The sequence below is a fragment of the Aliivibrio sifiae genome (assembly GCF_002954705.1).
GTDB classification, from domain to species: domain Bacteria; phylum Pseudomonadota; class Gammaproteobacteria; order Enterobacterales; family Vibrionaceae; genus Aliivibrio; species Aliivibrio sifiae_A.
Window position 1 is genome coordinate 65,156 of the sequence record NZ_MSCO01000002.1, and the last position, 16,161, is coordinate 81,316.

Below are 16,161 nucleotides of genomic sequence, written 5' to 3' on the forward strand. Positions count from 1 at the left end.
ATTTTCTGTCTTGTTTGTGATGACGGTACGATTTCTTTCTGTTTTGACATAATTTATAGACTACAGATACGATCTAACACAAGTTTTAACGTCATTATTTCTGATATGGTTTTTGCATCTTTCGTAATCCTATCGCTTGTTTTTCTCGAGTTATATGACATTAAAAAGCGATGTTAAATAGACATAAGGCAGTAAGAAATGGATATTTTATTATTAAGTAACGGCAAGATTTCTGGTAACAATTTCGTAATGGAATTTGCGAGTGAAGCAATTGTAGAGCAAATCCAGCGCACTAAAGCGAAAAATCTCGTGCTTATCCCATACGCAGTTATTCGTTCTAGCCATGATGACCGTGTTGCAATGGTTCAACAAACGTTTGATCATCTAGGTTTAGATTGTAAAGTAACCGGCCTGCACCGTTCAGAAGACCCAGTCAAAACGATCCAAGAAGCAGATGGCATTTTAGTAAGTGGCGGTAATACGTGGGTGCTAAACAAAACATTGCATGACTTAGGTTTAGTGGGGCCAATTAGAAAAGCAGTATTGGACAACGGAACTCCTTATATTGGTTGGAGTGCGGGTACAAATATTGGTTGTCCTACAATCCGTACAACCAATGATATGCCTATCATTACAGGAGCGATTCTTCCTTCGCTAAACTTAGTGCCATTCCAAATCAACCCTCATTATCTAGAAGCATCGGTTGAGGGGCATTTTGGTGAAACTCGTGACGAACGTATTCAAGAGTTCCTAGAAGTGAATAAACACGAGCCAGTGGTTGGTATTCCTGAAGGTACATGGTTACACATTCTTGATGGTAAATTGAGCTACCATACCGCGAATGAGAAACCACTTAAATTGTTCTCTCATGGTAAAGAACCTGTGTATTACAGCGCAGAAGATGATGTTCAGTTCTTAATGGAACACAGCTGTTAAGTGACTTAGTTTGTAGCGTCAGACACTAATAGAAGGCCAAGTTATTAATGACTTGGCCTTTTTGTTTTTAGTGTAGATTGAGGGCAGAAATTACGGCGTCAGCAGATTCTAATGCGCCTTCTAAATACCCTCCATTTTCTTGTGCAGCTTCAGTACCTGCAAAATACCAATGCAATTGACCCAATTGTTTTGCAGCTGAAGGTAAGCCATAGCGAGGGTGGGTTGTCGGTGCTTGGTGATCTTCTATCGTTGCAGTATAAGGCTCTTGACTCCAATCTATTAGCTTTACATCAATAGGGTGGTTTGCTTGCTCTCCAAAAATCCGAGTGAGTTGTTCTATTGCCGCTTGTTTAATGAGTGCATCACCAGCTTTTATTCGTGTTGCCGCATCAACTCCTACAAAGCCAAATAACGCCCCAATACCATCAAATGTACTCGCATCATGTATTTCGACTAATGGGCCTATGTGACTGCTTGCAGAGCCTGATAATCCCTCTTTTTGCCAGAAGGGGGTGTTATAGACCGCAAAGAATTTGGCGTGAGCAGCCATCCAGGTTGAGGTTGATTTAAAATGGTGTTTTACCTTTGTTGGTAAATTCGGTGTAAAGGCAATGCTGTCAGCTAAAAGGCGTAATGGTAAAGCAAAGATAACATGGGTTGTTTCAATGATATTTTGCCTATTATTTTGAGTGACTGAGACATAAGAATACCCATTTTCTTTGTGTTCGATTTGAGTCACTGTACTTTTTAGTTGAACTTTATTAGTAGGTAAAGAGGTGAGTAATGAATCAACAAGGTTTTGCATCCCTCCTGCAATTCTCATCGATATTGGGGATTGTTCAAACCCTGATTCATAGCGAATAGAAGCGCTGTTTTGTTGATTTTCTAATAAATACGCTCCTTGAGAATACTGTGGGAAAATAGGCAACATTAAGTTATCGATAAGCTGCGTAATACGGGGATGCATTTGTGGCCAAAACCAAGATGGTCCCATATCTACGCAATCAAGGGATGATAAATCAGCCGCGGGATCGATGATTGGATGTGATAAAATCCGCCCACCAATACGATCTCTGGCCTCTATAATACGAAAATTCTTCCCCATTTTTTCAAGTTGATGAGCGATGTATAGGCCACTTAGTCCTGCGCCAACAATAAGATAATCTGTTTTCATTTGAGTTCTCACTTAGGCTGAATTTGGTGTAAATGGTGGCCTGTTTTTATCCAGACTTTACAATGTTTATTATTCATTACTGCATGCAATGAATGACCAATAGGTAAGCGTAACCAATCAAATTTTTGATAACTTGTATTATCGTGTGAGAACTCTCCTTCAAGCACTAAAATTTCTATACCGCCTTGATTATCAAGTTCTATTGTGTGATTTTTTGGCCACTCTTCAAGACGAACTATTTCATTCTTAAAGGTATGTAACTTTAGAAACGTAACACCAGCACGTATCGGGTCCATGATGAAAGTGTGGGCTTGTGTATCGATATGAACTGGTGTGTGATCGTCTTTTTGATATTGTCCTAATTTAACTAGGATCATGCAGCTCTTTTTTACTACCGGAGCATGTGAGCTTCCTACAGGGTTACGCATATAAGTACCTACAGGGTAATCTCCATGCTCATCGGCAAAAACACCCTCTAATACTAAAAACTCTTCTCCTCCAGTATGAACATGGGAAGAAAAATAACTATTCGGTTCATAGTTAACCAAGGTAGTGGCTGTTGCAATCTCTCCCCCATCACGTTCTAACATTTTACGAGAGACTTCTTTTATTGGTGACGGAACCCAAGTTGATTGAGAAAAGAATGCATCTGCGTGTTTTGAAAAATCAGTGTTTAGTTTCATGGTAAACCTGCATAAGTGTGTGTTGGTTAAACTTATTGTGTGATTTTTATCTAGGTGTAACAAATCAGAACTTCTATACTCGCACTAAAGTTTTTCTTTATTGATATGAATTGGTTAAGGAGGGTTAATGAAGCTTAGTCACTTGAATGGATTAAAAGCCTTTGAAGCATCTGCTCGTCACTTGAGTTTTTCTTTAGCGGCAAAAGAGTTAAACGTTACCCCTGCTGCTATAGGACAACAAGTGAAACTATTAGAAGAATGGTTAGGTATTTCTTTATTTGAAAGACGCTCTTCAGGTGCTTCTCGCTTAGTGTTAACTAAAGAAGCAACACAAGGCTTGCCCGAGATTATTCGTGGATTTACACATTTATCACAAGGGTTAGAGTTATTAAAACCAGCAGATATAAGCCCTGTTTTAACGGTAGCTGTGAGTCCTGCATTTGCTGCTAAATGGCTATTGATGCGTATTGATGACTTTCAAATTTCTCATCCTGAATGGGATCTAAGGTTGGATACGAATATTAGAACGGTGGATTACCTTGCAGAAAGCATCGATATTGGTGTTCGTTATGGAAAAGGGAATTGGGAGGGATTAGAGGCATCATTATTAATAACTGAATCTATTTTCCCTGTCTGCTCTCCTGAGTTATTTAATAAAGGGATTGATAAGCTTGAATCCCTTGTGCATCTTCCTTTGTTACATGATCTTTCATTACCTAAAGAAAGTGGTTTTCCATCATGGAATAGCTGGTTTGAACAACATGAAATTTACAATGTAAATACAGATAAAGGATTAAAGATAAATAATTCAGCATCTGTTATTCAGGCCGCGATTAGTGGTCAAGGAATTGCTCTTGGTCGTAGTGTATTAGTGCAAGACGATCTCGACTGTGGTCGCTTAGTCCAACTTTTTCCTGATCTTGAATGCTCTATTGAACTTGCATATTACGTTGTTTGGAAAAAAAACGGGTTAATGAGTGACAAAGTAAAAGCATTTAAAGAGTGGTTACAACAGCAAATGATAGAAACAAGATAATGACTGTTTGAATGTGGATGCTTGAGTTATTTACCTTCGTTATGTGTCTGTTTGGTTATTATTTTTAACTGCTTTTTTTCTGTTCGTTTATGCTTACTGTACTTGATCTATATCCCATCATGTCATTAACTCATTTGAGGGGAGACTATAACATCAGTAATAATGGTGCTGATTAATATCACCCTTCTTCTTTTTTGTTATCAGTACATTGGTAGCCGTTAATTATGTGAAAAATATTATGCCTACTAGAAAATCGATAACAGACATTTTAGTTCCAACGATTCTTATCAGTTTGTCTTCTTCTTTGGTTAATGCAGATACTGCCGTTACGCCAATGAAGATTTATGCCCAAGCGCCACTTCATTCAAATACGTTATCGACAGAATTGCGTTCCGCTTTTGCTATGCAAGAAGACAGTGTTGAGTTGTTTGCAACAGGAACGATTGCTAGTGTGTGGGCTCACTCTGATAGTTTCAATCTAGATTATTACCAAAATCAAGTTATCACTGGTGCTCAATGGCAATTAACACCAAAGGTGAAAGCTGAGCTTAAGTACCAATACAGTTATGCAGGTAATAATGGGTTAGATTCTTTTGTTCATGGATTTCATGATTTTTTTGGTATTGGTCAAAATGGACGTGATGAAGTTGAGAATGACCGATTCAATATATCAGTCCCTAAATACGGGGTTGAAATTAATGATTTTGAAGGTGAGACCTTATCGAGTGCATTACATAGCTACCTTGAATACCAAGTATTTTCGAATCAACATAATGCAATTAGTTTAGGTGCCAGCTTATATTTTAATCATGTAAATAGTGGTTCTTTTAAACGAGATAGTTTTGAGCAAGGTTTGCAAGCTAATTACAGTTTTAGTTATGAAAAACACGCGTTATTTTCGACAGTAGGAGTTACCTTTAGAGATAATAATGCAGCAGATAATATCCCTTATAAAAATAGCACGTTTGCTTTTTCTGCCGGTTATGGTTATGCAATTACTCCATCTCATCATATCGTCACGTCTTATCATATTTATGAAGGATCTGTTGATGATGGTGAAGACTATTCAGAACCTTCGAATGAATTTGTTCTTGGCTATCGCTATCTTTTAGAGAAGGCTTCGTTTGAGTTGTCTGTCATAGAAAATGCAGTAAACATGGATAACTCGACCGATATCGCATTTACGTTTGGGGTACGTTACGTCCTTTAATAAATAAAAAATCCCAGAGAACAAGAGGATTCGTTCTCTGGGGAATATAACTCGTTCAGCAAAGTTACTCTATATTTATAGGATACGACTATTTCAATTTCCAACAAGTTTGCATAAAAATTAAATTAATCTGAATGAAGACAAAATAAAGATCCCCAAAGTACAAGTGATTAAAGAGGCAACCGTCGTTTGGGCAATAATATTTGCTGCTAATGTTGCATTGCCGCCCATCGCCCTTGCCATTACATAACTGGCTGCAGCCGTTGGTGCTGCGCTCATAAAGAATAGTAGACCTAAATCTAACCCCCTAAAGCCTAAGAATATACCTCCCATGATAATAAATAACGGGCTTAATATAAGTTTATAACTCGCTGCAAACCACGTCGGTCTTTTATCTTCTCTCATTGAGTTGAGATTTAACGATCCACCAGCACACAGCAGGGCAAGAGGTAGAGTCATGTTTGCAAAGTATTGGCCTGCTTGAGTCATCATCTCTGGAATGGGAATCGAGAGAAAGGAACACACGACACCAAGTAGGATAGAAATGATGAGTGGGTTTTTAGTCAGAGTCTTTATTATTACTTCGAACGCTTGTTTTTCATTATATTCTTCTTTTGGAATTAGAGTAATAACGGCTTGAGTATTATAGAGAACGGTTGTCGCCGCCACATAAATAGCGGCAAGAGCAACCCCTGAATCACCATAAGCGTTAGCAACATAAGCTAAGGCTATTATGGCTGTATTTGCACGAAATCCACCTTGAATGATGACTCCGTGATCTTGTTTTTTGTTAAAAAAAAGTTTAGTTGAAAAGGTGGTAAATAAGAAAAAGGCGAAGTTCGCGATTAATCCGTAAATGATTAAACGACTGCTTGATGAGAAGTTATGCTCGGCATTAACAATACTCAAAAAGAGCATTGCAGGCAAAGTGACTTGGAATACGAGCTTAGAGGCGATCTCAATAAAGTTATCGTTAATTAAGTTAATCCGTTTAAGAACCACACCCAAAAACAACATTAGGCAAATAGGGCCAGTAATTGAGGCTGAGAACAGTAGTTGAGTTATGAGGTTATCCATAGATCTTTTCTTATTAGCTTCCCTAGTATGTGTTTAGTTTACACACAATATATAAAAATTCAGTTGTAGATAGGTTCATTTAGCATTGTTTGATATGAATGTTGATATTAGGTTGGATTTGTTATCTTTTCATTCAGTGCGCAACTAATTTGGTTTTATTTTATTTGTTTTTCTTTTGGGGGAGTAAATATTTGATTAATCACTCTAGATAATAGAAGTTACTATTTCTAGGTTAATTTATAGCTAATACAGATTTTATTGATTTATTTTTTATAAAAATAACACTTTATTTAATCAGGTGAATCTTGATTGAATTGGTAGCCTAAATAACTAAATTGCCTGTCTAAGTGTAAATAATGTATGTTTTTTTGGTGGTTTTAATAGTCATTAATTATAGGGTGTAAATTTATTTTGTTTGAATTTATTTATGGCGTGATAGTTTTATATAAAAATCAATGTCAGGAATCTGATTTCTTTATAAATAAATATTAAAGTTGTATTTTTGCGGAGCTAATTCAAATAAAACTCATTCACTATATGAATATTGCTGCGTTTTTTGTTTTGCTATTTTCTTTTTTTTATGTATATATTGCTTTAAATTATTGTTTTATAGTTTATTTTTTTATAATTTGTTTTTTGTATGTATATCTTGCATGTAAAAAGTTATAGGTTTTTGTGATTTATTTTAAATAAATCATTGTGCTAGTGTATTTACATAATATTTAAATTTTTTAAGATTAAATTTTAACTATTTAGCTTATTTTTTATTTTATTGGTATAAGGTTGGTGCGAAAATGAAAAATATAATCAGTAATGCATATAATTTCTCGGATTTTATTAACTCAGGTGTTGATAACAGAACGGGAAGTTATTCTGCTCAAATAAAACTATTATCGATAATTGGTAACCGCCTTAATGGTCCTTATTTTGATTTAACTGTTGGTTATAATATAAATAATTTTACTGATATTGGCTTTGGGCGAGGTTGGTCATTACCACTTAGTTCTTTTGATAATGTAAATTCAGTATTGAGTTTGAGAAATGGTCAACAATTCAAAATTGAATGGAATTCAACAGAGAATGAGTATGTAACACCATACCGTAAGTTAAAAGATATCCGCATTCATTACGTCTCTACGCCAGGAACTGAACAAGGTGAAATAAAGGTCATTAATGCCTCTGGAGAGATCGAATTTATCGACTGGAAGGAAGGCACTCTGAATCGGCTATACAGTGCAAAAGGCCATCAGCTTCGCTTTTCATATACAAATTATAATTTCCAAAGAACCTTGTATAAGGTTGAAGATAGTTTTGGATTAAGCATAAATATTGATACATGGTCAGATGAATGGCTGACAAAAATTTCCTTATATAACAAAGGCTCTTTGCTTAAGTCATCAACAATTAGAAAAATAAGCGGTGGTGACTTTAAACGTTTAGCGGATGCGACATTACCCAACAGAGAAGATCTGTATTTTCAATTTGAATATTCATGGTTCAATGAAATAGGGATGGATTTATTGCTAAAAACAACCTATCCAGCAGGATATTCAGAAGAGGTTACGTATTATGAACGCGGCTTTTTAATGCCTGATGGCGCGCCAGCTAAGTATGTGCCACAAGTTACGAAGATGATTGTATCTCAAGGAAGTGCATTACCTATTCGAACACATACTTATACTTATTCAGATAAAAATTATCTTGGATTTGCTAGTGATAGAGCTTATATAGCAGGGGAAGATACGCTTTTTAAAGCAGCCCAAGATTATAAATATTCTGCAATAGAAACTATCGATAATGAGATTGAAATTCAAAAAACATATACCAAATACCACTTAGTTGAACAAGAACGTTATCTTTCAAAAGGGGTGTTATACCAAGAAGTAAATTATGAGTATTATGCAAATAATGCTGTCGGTATTGAATATCAGGTTCCTCAATATACTTTTTTAAAAAAGAAAGACATTTCATTTTTTAATGCATCTTCAACGAGTAAAAGTTTGGAATTTTATCAGTTTGATCAATGGGGCAATAATATAGAACACACTGATGAGCGTGGAATAACGACAATTAGTGAATATGAGCTAAGTTCACAGAATAAATTTAAAAACATTCCCTTATCACAAAGTATTTTAGATAGAGGAAGAAATGTAGTACATAAAAAGGAATTTACCTATAAGACATTACCTTCGTTATTAGATGACCATACTTTTTACGTTCTGAAGACAGAAGAGATTAACGGGCAGAAAACTAATTATCAGTTTTATGAAAATCGTCAAGATATTGAAGTTTACGGGAAGAAACGAGAGGAATCCTCTGTGGTTTCTGGTACGACTCCGATGCGTTATTCCTACACGTATGACTTTAATCACGATCATCTTGTTTACCAAGTACTCACTGAAAATGGGTCATTACATTATTCTAATACTGAACATTATGATTTTGTGGATAGCCAACTTATTTATAAAAAAGAACCAGAAGGTGTAGAAGTTGAAGTTAATTACGATGAGTTGAATCAAATAAACAAAGAGCGCTTATTCAAATCGAATAGCCTTTATTCTGAAAAAACGTATCAGAGCTACATTGATAGTGACAATTATGTTTTAAATATTGAAGATTCTGAGGGGGAAACTACCGTTCAAACTTACAGTGCTAATGGTCATGTCCTTTCAATGGCGACAAAAATTGGCAGTAATAACACATTAGCTTACACCAATCAGTATGATGGGTTTGGCCAGAAGATTTCGACAACGCAATACGATAACCTTGGTACGAGAGCATTAGAGTTAACAACGCGTTATGAATATGATTTGTATGGTCACATTAATCGCACTATCTATCCCTCTGGAGCGGTAGAAATAAGCCAATTTGATTATGCATCTCGCACCCATACGAAAGGCATTGAAGGAAAAGGGCACGTTATTTCTCATCAAGACGAGTGGGGTAATACGATTTTAGAGCAATATTTTGATCGAGCAGACCAACTTCTCTATCAAATTCCTTATCAATATGATCTAACAAACCGTTTAATTCGAACAGAAACAAGTCGTGGTGCGGTAATTGAATTTAAATATGATGCATTTGATCGTGTGATAGAAAAAGAAACTCGCTTTGTGGGTAAGAACGCTTCAGAGTCATTTGTCGATAGAATGAGCTATGACAAAAGAACTAAAGAAGAAAGCCTAACGCTTCATACTCGAGAGGGGCTATTGGGTGATAATGAAAATACCCATACGACCATTATTAGTAATCAATACGATGACTTTGGCCGTTTGATTGAAAGGCAAATGAATGGGTTGCGTTATCAGTACAAAGATTATGATGATTCAAACCGCTATCAAAGCGTCGTTCTGCCAAATGGCCATTCGGCGACATACACGTATCATCCAGTGCTTGGGTTAGTTACAAAGCAAGAAATTAGTAATGATTCATCCTCAACGCGAAGTTTTGATTATAACAAACGTGGGTTAGTTGTAAGTGATGCGGCATCAATGACAAGCAGTCAATATGAGTATGATGCATTTGGAAATCCAAGTAAAAAAACGGTGACAAGCTTAGGTGCGACAACAGAAAACGCCACGTTTTCATATTCAGCAAAAGGATTGTTGTTGTCTATGCGCGATTTTACCGGAAACACGAAAGCACTTACTTATGATGACTTTGGCCGTGTCCAACAACTTGTCTTTGGAAGTCGCGATGCAACAGCAGTCATTGATCTTAGTTATGATCAATTTGATCGACTTATCTCGCAGCATTATGAGGATGGGAATGATCAAATAGAGATGTATTTGGACTATGGGATTAATGATATGGAAAGTAGCCGTCGTTGGGTTCGTAATGGTCAAGAGACGTTAAAAATGGAACTTTCCTATGACCAGTCTATGCGGATTATCGAGCGAAAAACCACAATTAATGGAGCTGTTCAAACAGAAACGTTTGATTATGACCAACTTGGCCGAATTACTGAGTTTGTAAGCGAAGGAGTGAGCCCGCCGAAAGATGTCGTGGGAAGAGAAGTCGTAAAGCAGCAGTTTTATTATGACCATTTTGACAATATTACGGATTTAACCACACAGTATCAAAATGGAGTTGTGAATACTGAAAGTCGAATATTCGATACTGATATGCCGACTCGATTACTCAATATTTACAATACTCATAGGGATTTTTCCAACCAATCTTTTGAATACGATGCACTTGGTAATCGAGTGAATTTATCGCAGAGAGACTATCAACTTAACTATAACAATTATGGCCAGCTGTCTGAGATACGAGATGCTCAAGAAAAAGTAATACGCACGTACCACTACGATGCGATTGGAATGCAAAGTGTTTCCGTTGATGCATTAGGGAATATTGCTCAACTTTATTATCACCATGATGAGCTAGTTGCAATTATGAGGGCCAATGAATCAATGGCTTTCTCAGGGGCGCACAGTGGTAACGCACTGACCATTAGTACAGATTTGAAAGGTACTAAAGCAAGTTATAGCTACCTTGACGGAACGAACAGTAACTTAGGTTCTACTAGCGAGCTGGTAACTGATACTAGCTCATCATATCTACCTTTTGGATGAGGATAATTCAATGTTGAATAATTTATCTCGACGTGATTTTTTAAAACAAACAGCTTGTGTTAGTGGGGCGACATTGTGGTCATACAAAGCGTTTCCTGTGAATGCAATGGTGTTTGACAAAGTGCTCCCTTTATCTATTGATTTAGGACAATTTGGCTATCATGGACACCGTTTGGAGACTCATATAGGACTTTACCATACAGGCAATGGCTATCGTGTATATGATCCACTCTCACAGAGTTTTTTGCAATTTGATAATTTAGAGTCGCCTCATGGGAAGGGGGGGATTAATGGATATAGTTATTGTGTTAATGATCCAATTAATCAATTTGATCCTACGGGAGAATTTAATTTTAGAGGTTTTTTCTTTGGGTTATTCAGTTTTATTGTAGGGGTTGCCGTTGCGGTTTCCGCAGTGGTCACAGGAGGAGCAACCCTTGTCATTGCGTTAGGCGTAATAGGAGGTGTTGCAGGTGCCGTAAGTGGTGTCCTTGATATGACGGTCGCTGGTATTGATGATAGTTCAAACCCAGCAACGAAGGGGCTAAAAATTGCGTCGGCGGCTTTTGGTTTAGCGGGAGCCGTTGCTGGAGGACTGAAAGGCGTTGCCTCAACGATCAAAGCAGGGAGCGGAATGTCCTTTGCGCATAAAGCATGGGGATCAAAGACGTTTATTAAAATTACAGGTTTTTCTAATAAAAATATATTGGGTCAAATATCCCAAGCTCCAGCCATCAAATTTGCGGGTCTATCAGCCGACATGGTTGGCGTCGTTGGCGCTTCAATGGTAATGGCCGCGACGGTACAAGATGATAAAAAACTGAAATTATGGGGTTCAATCATTAAATTTGGTGGTGGAGTTTCTAAAGGGATCATTAAAACGGTGGATAATTGGAACCCTAAGTTAGTGACGTCATTCACCGGAAAATCGTTTGGTAAAACAAAACAGAGTTGGATTAAGTCGGACAAAAAATTTGATATGAGAGTGGATTGGGCAAAACGAGGTTTGTCTGTTTCTAAAGACCCTTGGTCAATTACCGATCAAATTATTGCTCAAACACAAGTGAATAGTACCTCAAGTACTTCAGAGGTTACCCAATCTTCATCCGTTTTTGTGTCGAATTCTGCAGCTCATTCACCTCAAGTAATTAATGCATTACAACAAGGTATTAATCAAAGACAAGGTTTTTATTCCCGTTTTGTTGATAAAACTATTGGTGATGGGCTTCTTATTGGTGCTGCATAAATATAATTAATAAAGATACATATCTTAAATAATATTTATATATGGAGGGGGTGGCTGAAATAAATGATTAAGTAGTGAGTTTGTTATTCAACTAAATTAAAAAGGAAATTTATATTATGAGAAAATTTATATTTACATCAAGTGTCTTTTTATCCGTACTTGTTTCATTAAATGTATATTCGAATCCACCAGGCTCATGGATTCGAGATTTAAGGATAGTATCTGACAGCGGGTTAAGTAATACAGACATATATGCGAATGGTAATATGCAAGCTGCATTAGATATTATTTATGATCTTGAACCTGGGTATTCATTAAAAAGTGTGACACTAAAAAAATACAATACAGGGCAAGATTTAGATGACTGGGAGCAGTCTTCGCTCGAAAATAAATACCTACATAATATTGGTGGGCAACGAATTGGTCATTTAAGAACCTCTAATTTTGTACAGCGTTATTTATCGACAAATTCGCCAAGATCAGTATCAGTGTGTGTTGAATTAACGGCAAGTAAAGATGGGCAAGATTTCACGACTTCAACATGTGAGCCTGGAACTAACCAAGCAAGTGTGTTTGTTAATGCAATCAACCCAGTGTATTTAACAAAAAATAATTTTGAGCTTTTACCGTGGGATATATCTTCAGAAATAGGTGACTACGAATATCAGCATACGCTAAATCAACCGACAGGAATATTGACTCAAGAAATTAAGGAGCAAGTATTAAGGAAAAAAAGCGAAACACCGACTATTTTAGATATTGAAGTTGATCATCTTTTATCAGAGAGTACATCTACGCTTTATTTACAGGATAGTTTGATTAGTCAATACAGCAATACAACACTGGCAAGTGACGAGCCGTATCATTTATCGCACATTATGGCTTGGGCGGTATTACCGAGTATGAATGTTAATAAAATTAAATACGTTGAGTCTGCTGGATGGAATAGTTTTAAAGGACGTACCTTAGAAAAAAACATCCCTTATGCATTTAAAAGTGATCCAAACTATTTATTCTCAATTATCACTGAAATTATGAGATTAGATAGAGGAAAGTATCAAGCAGGCTATAAAAGTTATCTGAATTGTTCAGTACCATATTCTAGCTCTAATACAAATATTCCTTGCGATATTATAACAAGCGTAGGTTCAGGTGACGTTGAAGTTTATGATAGAGATGTTATAGCATCAAAAAGTATAAGCAGAAATAGCAGTGCCATTAAAGTGACTGATTATTATGGTACTGAATCTAAAATTATTATGGGTGTTAGAAAAGTAGATAACTATTTATCAGTAATTGAACTCTTTTAATATTTACTTACCTATACCATCCTCGTAAATATTATCAATATTTTTAATATCATTATAATTTTATTACATTGATAGATTTAATACATAATTTTAATTTTTTTTAATTAAATAAGGATTCTATTTATGAAAAATAAAATATTAATAATTATACAACGTCTTATAAAATATCTGATCCGTGGTCGTTTGATATTCCATTAGACTCTAAAAAGTTATTTAATCTTGCTTATGGCTATGGGAAAAACTTAATTACCACTCATACGACCAATCAGTGCATCCGTTGGGGATTTCGTCCACTTCCTACTGGAGGGGGATATCAGAGATATTGTCAAGAACACAAGAAAGTCACAACAACGGCTTGGCCTATGCCTCTTGCTACTACCCACAGGAAGAATCACAACGTTTACCTAGTTGATAATTATGGGAGATCTCATACATTGAATTTTCAGTTAATCAATGGAGAGCTCTATTACGGTTCTAACCATATTCAATAATGGATTGGCAGCGAGAGAAAAGTGAGTTCGCTCTTGTTTCAATCAATCGCTAATACTTACCATCATGTTCATGATAAATACGATAAGAAAGGTCGCTAATGTTAGTGGCCTTTTTTTATTAATATTCTAATTGATACGAGCTTATTTTATTTTTTGTGTGAATAAATGTTTTTTAAGAACAAGTAAATACCAAGTGCTATTGATGGTTTAGTCATTGTTTGGAATTTGGTGTATTTATTCATTTTTTAAATTGCTTTGTTAGAAACCTTTATGTAACTTAATTGTTAGCTTAAATGTAAATTAAGTTTATTCATTTAAGGCATTTGTTAATATCAATGTAAATAGAAAAGAAGATCGCATATGGAACCATCTTGCTCTCAAAATGGCATGAAGCCAAAGTTACAAATGAAAGACTTATTTAGGTCACTAGGACCTGGCATAATGATGGCTGCTGCTGCGGTTGGTGGTTCTCATCTCGTTGCTTCAACTAAAGCAGGGGCGATTTATGGTTGGGAGCTGCTGTTTTTAATTCTTGCGGTTAATCTACTTAAATATCCATTTTTTCGAGCGGGCGTTCAATATACTGTTGGTACCGGTGGCAGTATTATTCAAGGCTACCACAAATTAGGGCGTGGTTATTTATGGGTGTTTTTAGTCTTAAGTGCTATTTCTGCGGTAATCAATACGGCGGCGTTATTACTATTTAGCGCAAGTCTATTAGGGTATTTTTTGCCTTTTGACTTATCATTGAATGTTCTTTCTGGAATTATTCTTGCAACTTGCGTGACCATATTGTTTGCTGGGCACTTTAAGGCGTTAGACATCCTCTCAAAAATAATAATGGTTGTACTTACAGTAACTACTCTTGTTGCACTAAGCGTTGCTTTTTCTAATGGTTCTGTTGCCCCTGTTGATTATCAAGGCCCATCAGTATGGTCAATTGCTTCTATTGGTTTCTTAGTGATCACGATGGGATGGATGCCTGCGCCAATAGAGATTTCAAGTATCACATCTGTGTGGTTAAAACGACAATGCCAAACTCAGAAAGTAACAGCACAATCGGCACTGTTTGATTTTAATGTTGGGTATATTGGAACGGCATTACTTGCTGTTGTTTTCCTATCTTTAGGAGCTTTGGTTTTATACGGTTCGGGTATTGAATTTAAAGCGTCTGGAATTGGTTTCTCTCATCAATTAGTTGGTATTTATGCGGCAACAATTGGTGAATGGTCTCGTTATTTGATTGCTGTGATTGCTTTCTTCTGTATTTTTGGAAGTACCATTACTGTTATTGATGGCTATTCTCGTGCTGTATCAGAAGCTCAATTGTTATTGCAAGGTAAACCATTAAATCAACCTAAGCATTATAATTGGTGGGTTATTATTGTTTCATCAATAGCGATGCTGATTGTTACTTTATTTATATCTTCATTAATGGGAATGCTAAATTTTGCCATGATAATGGCCTTCATAACAACGCCTATCTTTGCCGTTCTTAATTACATTTTAGTAACAAGAACTGAGTTACCTGACGAATTAAAAATGGGGCCAAAACTTAAAGTCCTGTCTATTGTTGGTCTTATTTATTTGTTTGGTTTTTTAGCTGTTTTTATTTGGTGGAAATGGTTTATATAACGATTATTTATGCAATAAAAAAGCCTCTTTGATTAGAGGCTTTTTTGTTTAAATCGTATCTAGAAATAAAAATAACTAGATTTTAGCAATGCTTTCGAGCTGTAGAACGGGGGCAGCATCAATGTCTTCAGCATTCATCATAGAAGAAACTCGTTGCATTGAAGATAATAAAAGGCTTTGTTCCCACGACTCTAGATTATGAAATTTATTAACGAAGTTATCTTGTAAAGATAAAGGTGCTTTACTTAGTAATTCTGCCCCTTTTTCAGTTAAATTAGCATGCACTTTTCGTCTATCTGACTCGCTACGAATACGCTGAACGTAACCATTATGCTCTAAGCGATCGATAATGGTAGTCGTTGTCGCTTGGCTTACGTTCGTATGATTTGATAGCTCTTTGATCGTTACATTATGCATGCTTTGAATCGCACGCATTAAAATAAGTTGAGGACCTGTTAATCCATATTCTTTGTTTAGTTTTTTCGATTGTAAATCGATAGCTCGAATTATCTGACGAATAGCGACTAAAACTTCTTCATGTTTATCCACGTAACAGGCCTTTATATAAATGTAAAATTGAATGGTTTACAACGTTGTTGGTTTTCGCATTGTACTGATGTTCAGATGATTCTCAATCTTTTCTGACCTTGCTTGTCCATAAAAGATGATTTTTCTTTTAACTGAGTACCTAACAATGTAGCTCTCTGTAATTGAGGGGGGAGATTTTTATGCGGTAGATAGCTAAATAGTAATAATTATTTGATATAAAAAAGGTAGCTAGTGATA

Annotated in this window: 11 protein-coding genes; 7 read left to right on the forward strand and 4 right to left on the reverse strand. The window is 36.0% G+C overall.

Features of this window, described 5'->3' with window-relative positions:
• The first annotated feature begins 198 nt into the window (after positions 1-198).
• On the forward strand, positions 199-936 hold the full coding sequence (gene pepE / locus BTO22_RS11445) for a dipeptidase PepE (protein ID WP_105055643.1): 738 nt from the start codon (positions 199-201) through the stop codon (positions 934-936).
• A gap of 67 nt (positions 937-1,003) precedes the next feature.
• Here the strand turns inward: pepE and BTO22_RS11450 are convergent, their stop codons facing one another.
• Both BTO22_RS11450 and BTO22_RS11455 read right to left on the reverse strand, forming a co-directional pair.
• Positions 1,004-2,110 (reverse strand): flavin monoamine oxidase family protein, encoded by a 1,107-nt coding sequence (locus BTO22_RS11450; protein WP_105055644.1) that lies wholly within the window; start codon positions 2,108-2,110, stop codon positions 1,004-1,006.
• A gap of 8 nt (positions 2,111-2,118) precedes the next feature.
• On the reverse strand, positions 2,119-2,793 hold the full coding sequence (locus BTO22_RS11455; protein ID WP_105055645.1) for a cupin domain-containing protein: 675 nt from the start codon (positions 2,791-2,793) through the stop codon (positions 2,119-2,121).
• A 127-nt stretch (positions 2,794-2,920) separates the two neighbouring features.
• Between BTO22_RS11455 and gcvA the strand changes: the two genes are divergently transcribed.
• Positions 2,921-3,829 (forward strand): transcriptional regulator GcvA, encoded by a 909-nt coding sequence (gcvA, locus tag BTO22_RS11460; protein WP_105055646.1) that lies wholly within the window; start codon positions 2,921-2,923, stop codon positions 3,827-3,829.
• Between the two features lie 238 nt (positions 3,830-4,067).
• Entirely contained in the window at positions 4,068-5,039 is a 972-nt protein-coding gene (locus BTO22_RS11465) for a DUF3187 family protein (RefSeq protein WP_061003956.1), read from the forward strand.
• A 120-nt stretch (positions 5,040-5,159) separates the two neighbouring features.
• On the opposite strand, the gene BTO22_RS11470 is transcribed toward BTO22_RS11465, so the two are convergent.
• A complete protein-coding gene (locus BTO22_RS11470; RefSeq protein WP_105055647.1) occupies positions 5,160-6,116 on the reverse strand; it encodes an AEC family transporter in 957 nt (318 codons plus the stop codon).
• Between the two features lie 794 nt (positions 6,117-6,910).
• Between BTO22_RS11470 and BTO22_RS11475 the strand changes: the two genes are divergently transcribed.
• The 4 genes from BTO22_RS11475 to BTO22_RS11490 all read left to right on the forward strand — a co-directional run bounded on the left by BTO22_RS11475 (position 6,911) and on the right by BTO22_RS11490 (position 15,375).
• Positions 6,911-10,693: an RHS repeat protein gene (locus tag BTO22_RS11475; RefSeq protein WP_105055648.1), complete on the forward strand. Its 3,783-nt coding sequence runs from the start codon at positions 6,911-6,913 to the stop codon at positions 10,691-10,693.
• Positions 10,694-10,703: 10 nt separating this feature from the next.
• On the forward strand, positions 10,704-11,939 hold the full coding sequence (locus tag BTO22_RS11480) for an RHS repeat-associated core domain-containing protein (RefSeq protein ID WP_105055649.1): 1,236 nt from the start codon (positions 10,704-10,706) through the stop codon (positions 11,937-11,939).
• Between the two features lie 116 nt (positions 11,940-12,055).
• A complete protein-coding gene (locus tag BTO22_RS11485; protein ID WP_105055650.1) occupies positions 12,056-13,249 on the forward strand; it encodes a hypothetical protein in 1,194 nt (397 codons plus the stop codon).
• 851 nt (positions 13,250-14,100) lie between these two features.
• A complete protein-coding gene (locus BTO22_RS11490) occupies positions 14,101-15,375 on the forward strand; it encodes an NRAMP family divalent metal transporter (protein WP_105055651.1) in 1,275 nt (424 codons plus the stop codon).
• A gap of 75 nt (positions 15,376-15,450) precedes the next feature.
• Here BTO22_RS11490 and BTO22_RS11495 read toward each other — a convergent pair whose 3' ends face one another.
• Positions 15,451-15,924 (reverse strand): MarR family winged helix-turn-helix transcriptional regulator, encoded by a 474-nt coding sequence (locus BTO22_RS11495; protein WP_105055652.1) that lies wholly within the window; start codon positions 15,922-15,924, stop codon positions 15,451-15,453.
• Between the last annotated feature and the right edge of the window lie 237 nt (positions 15,925-16,161).

Bases quoted from the DNA above. Each gene is read 5' to 3' on its own strand.
- pepE (WP_105055643.1), top strand. From the start codon at position 199: ATGGATATTTTATTATTAAGTAACGGCAAGATTTCTGGTAACAATTTC.
- BTO22_RS11450 (WP_105055644.1), bottom strand. From the start codon at position 2,110: ATGAAAACAGATTATCTTATTGTTGGCGCAGGACTAAGTGGCCTATAC.
- BTO22_RS11455 (WP_105055645.1), bottom strand. From the start codon at position 2,793: ATGAAACTAAACACTGATTTTTCAAAACACGCAGATGCATTCTTTTCT.
- gcvA (WP_105055646.1), top strand. From the start codon at position 2,921: ATGAAGCTTAGTCACTTGAATGGATTAAAAGCCTTTGAAGCATCTGCT.
- BTO22_RS11465 (WP_061003956.1), top strand. From the start codon at position 4,068: ATGCCTACTAGAAAATCGATAACAGACATTTTAGTTCCAACGATTCTT.
- BTO22_RS11470 (WP_105055647.1), bottom strand. From the start codon at position 6,116: ATGGATAACCTCATAACTCAACTACTGTTCTCAGCCTCAATTACTGGC.
- BTO22_RS11475 (WP_105055648.1), top strand. From the start codon at position 6,911: ATGAAAAATATAATCAGTAATGCATATAATTTCTCGGATTTTATTAAC.
- BTO22_RS11480 (WP_105055649.1), top strand. From the start codon at position 10,704: ATGTTGAATAATTTATCTCGACGTGATTTTTTAAAACAAACAGCTTGT.
- BTO22_RS11485 (WP_105055650.1), top strand. From the start codon at position 12,056: ATGAGAAAATTTATATTTACATCAAGTGTCTTTTTATCCGTACTTGTT.
- BTO22_RS11490 (WP_105055651.1), top strand. From the start codon at position 14,101: ATGGAACCATCTTGCTCTCAAAATGGCATGAAGCCAAAGTTACAAATG.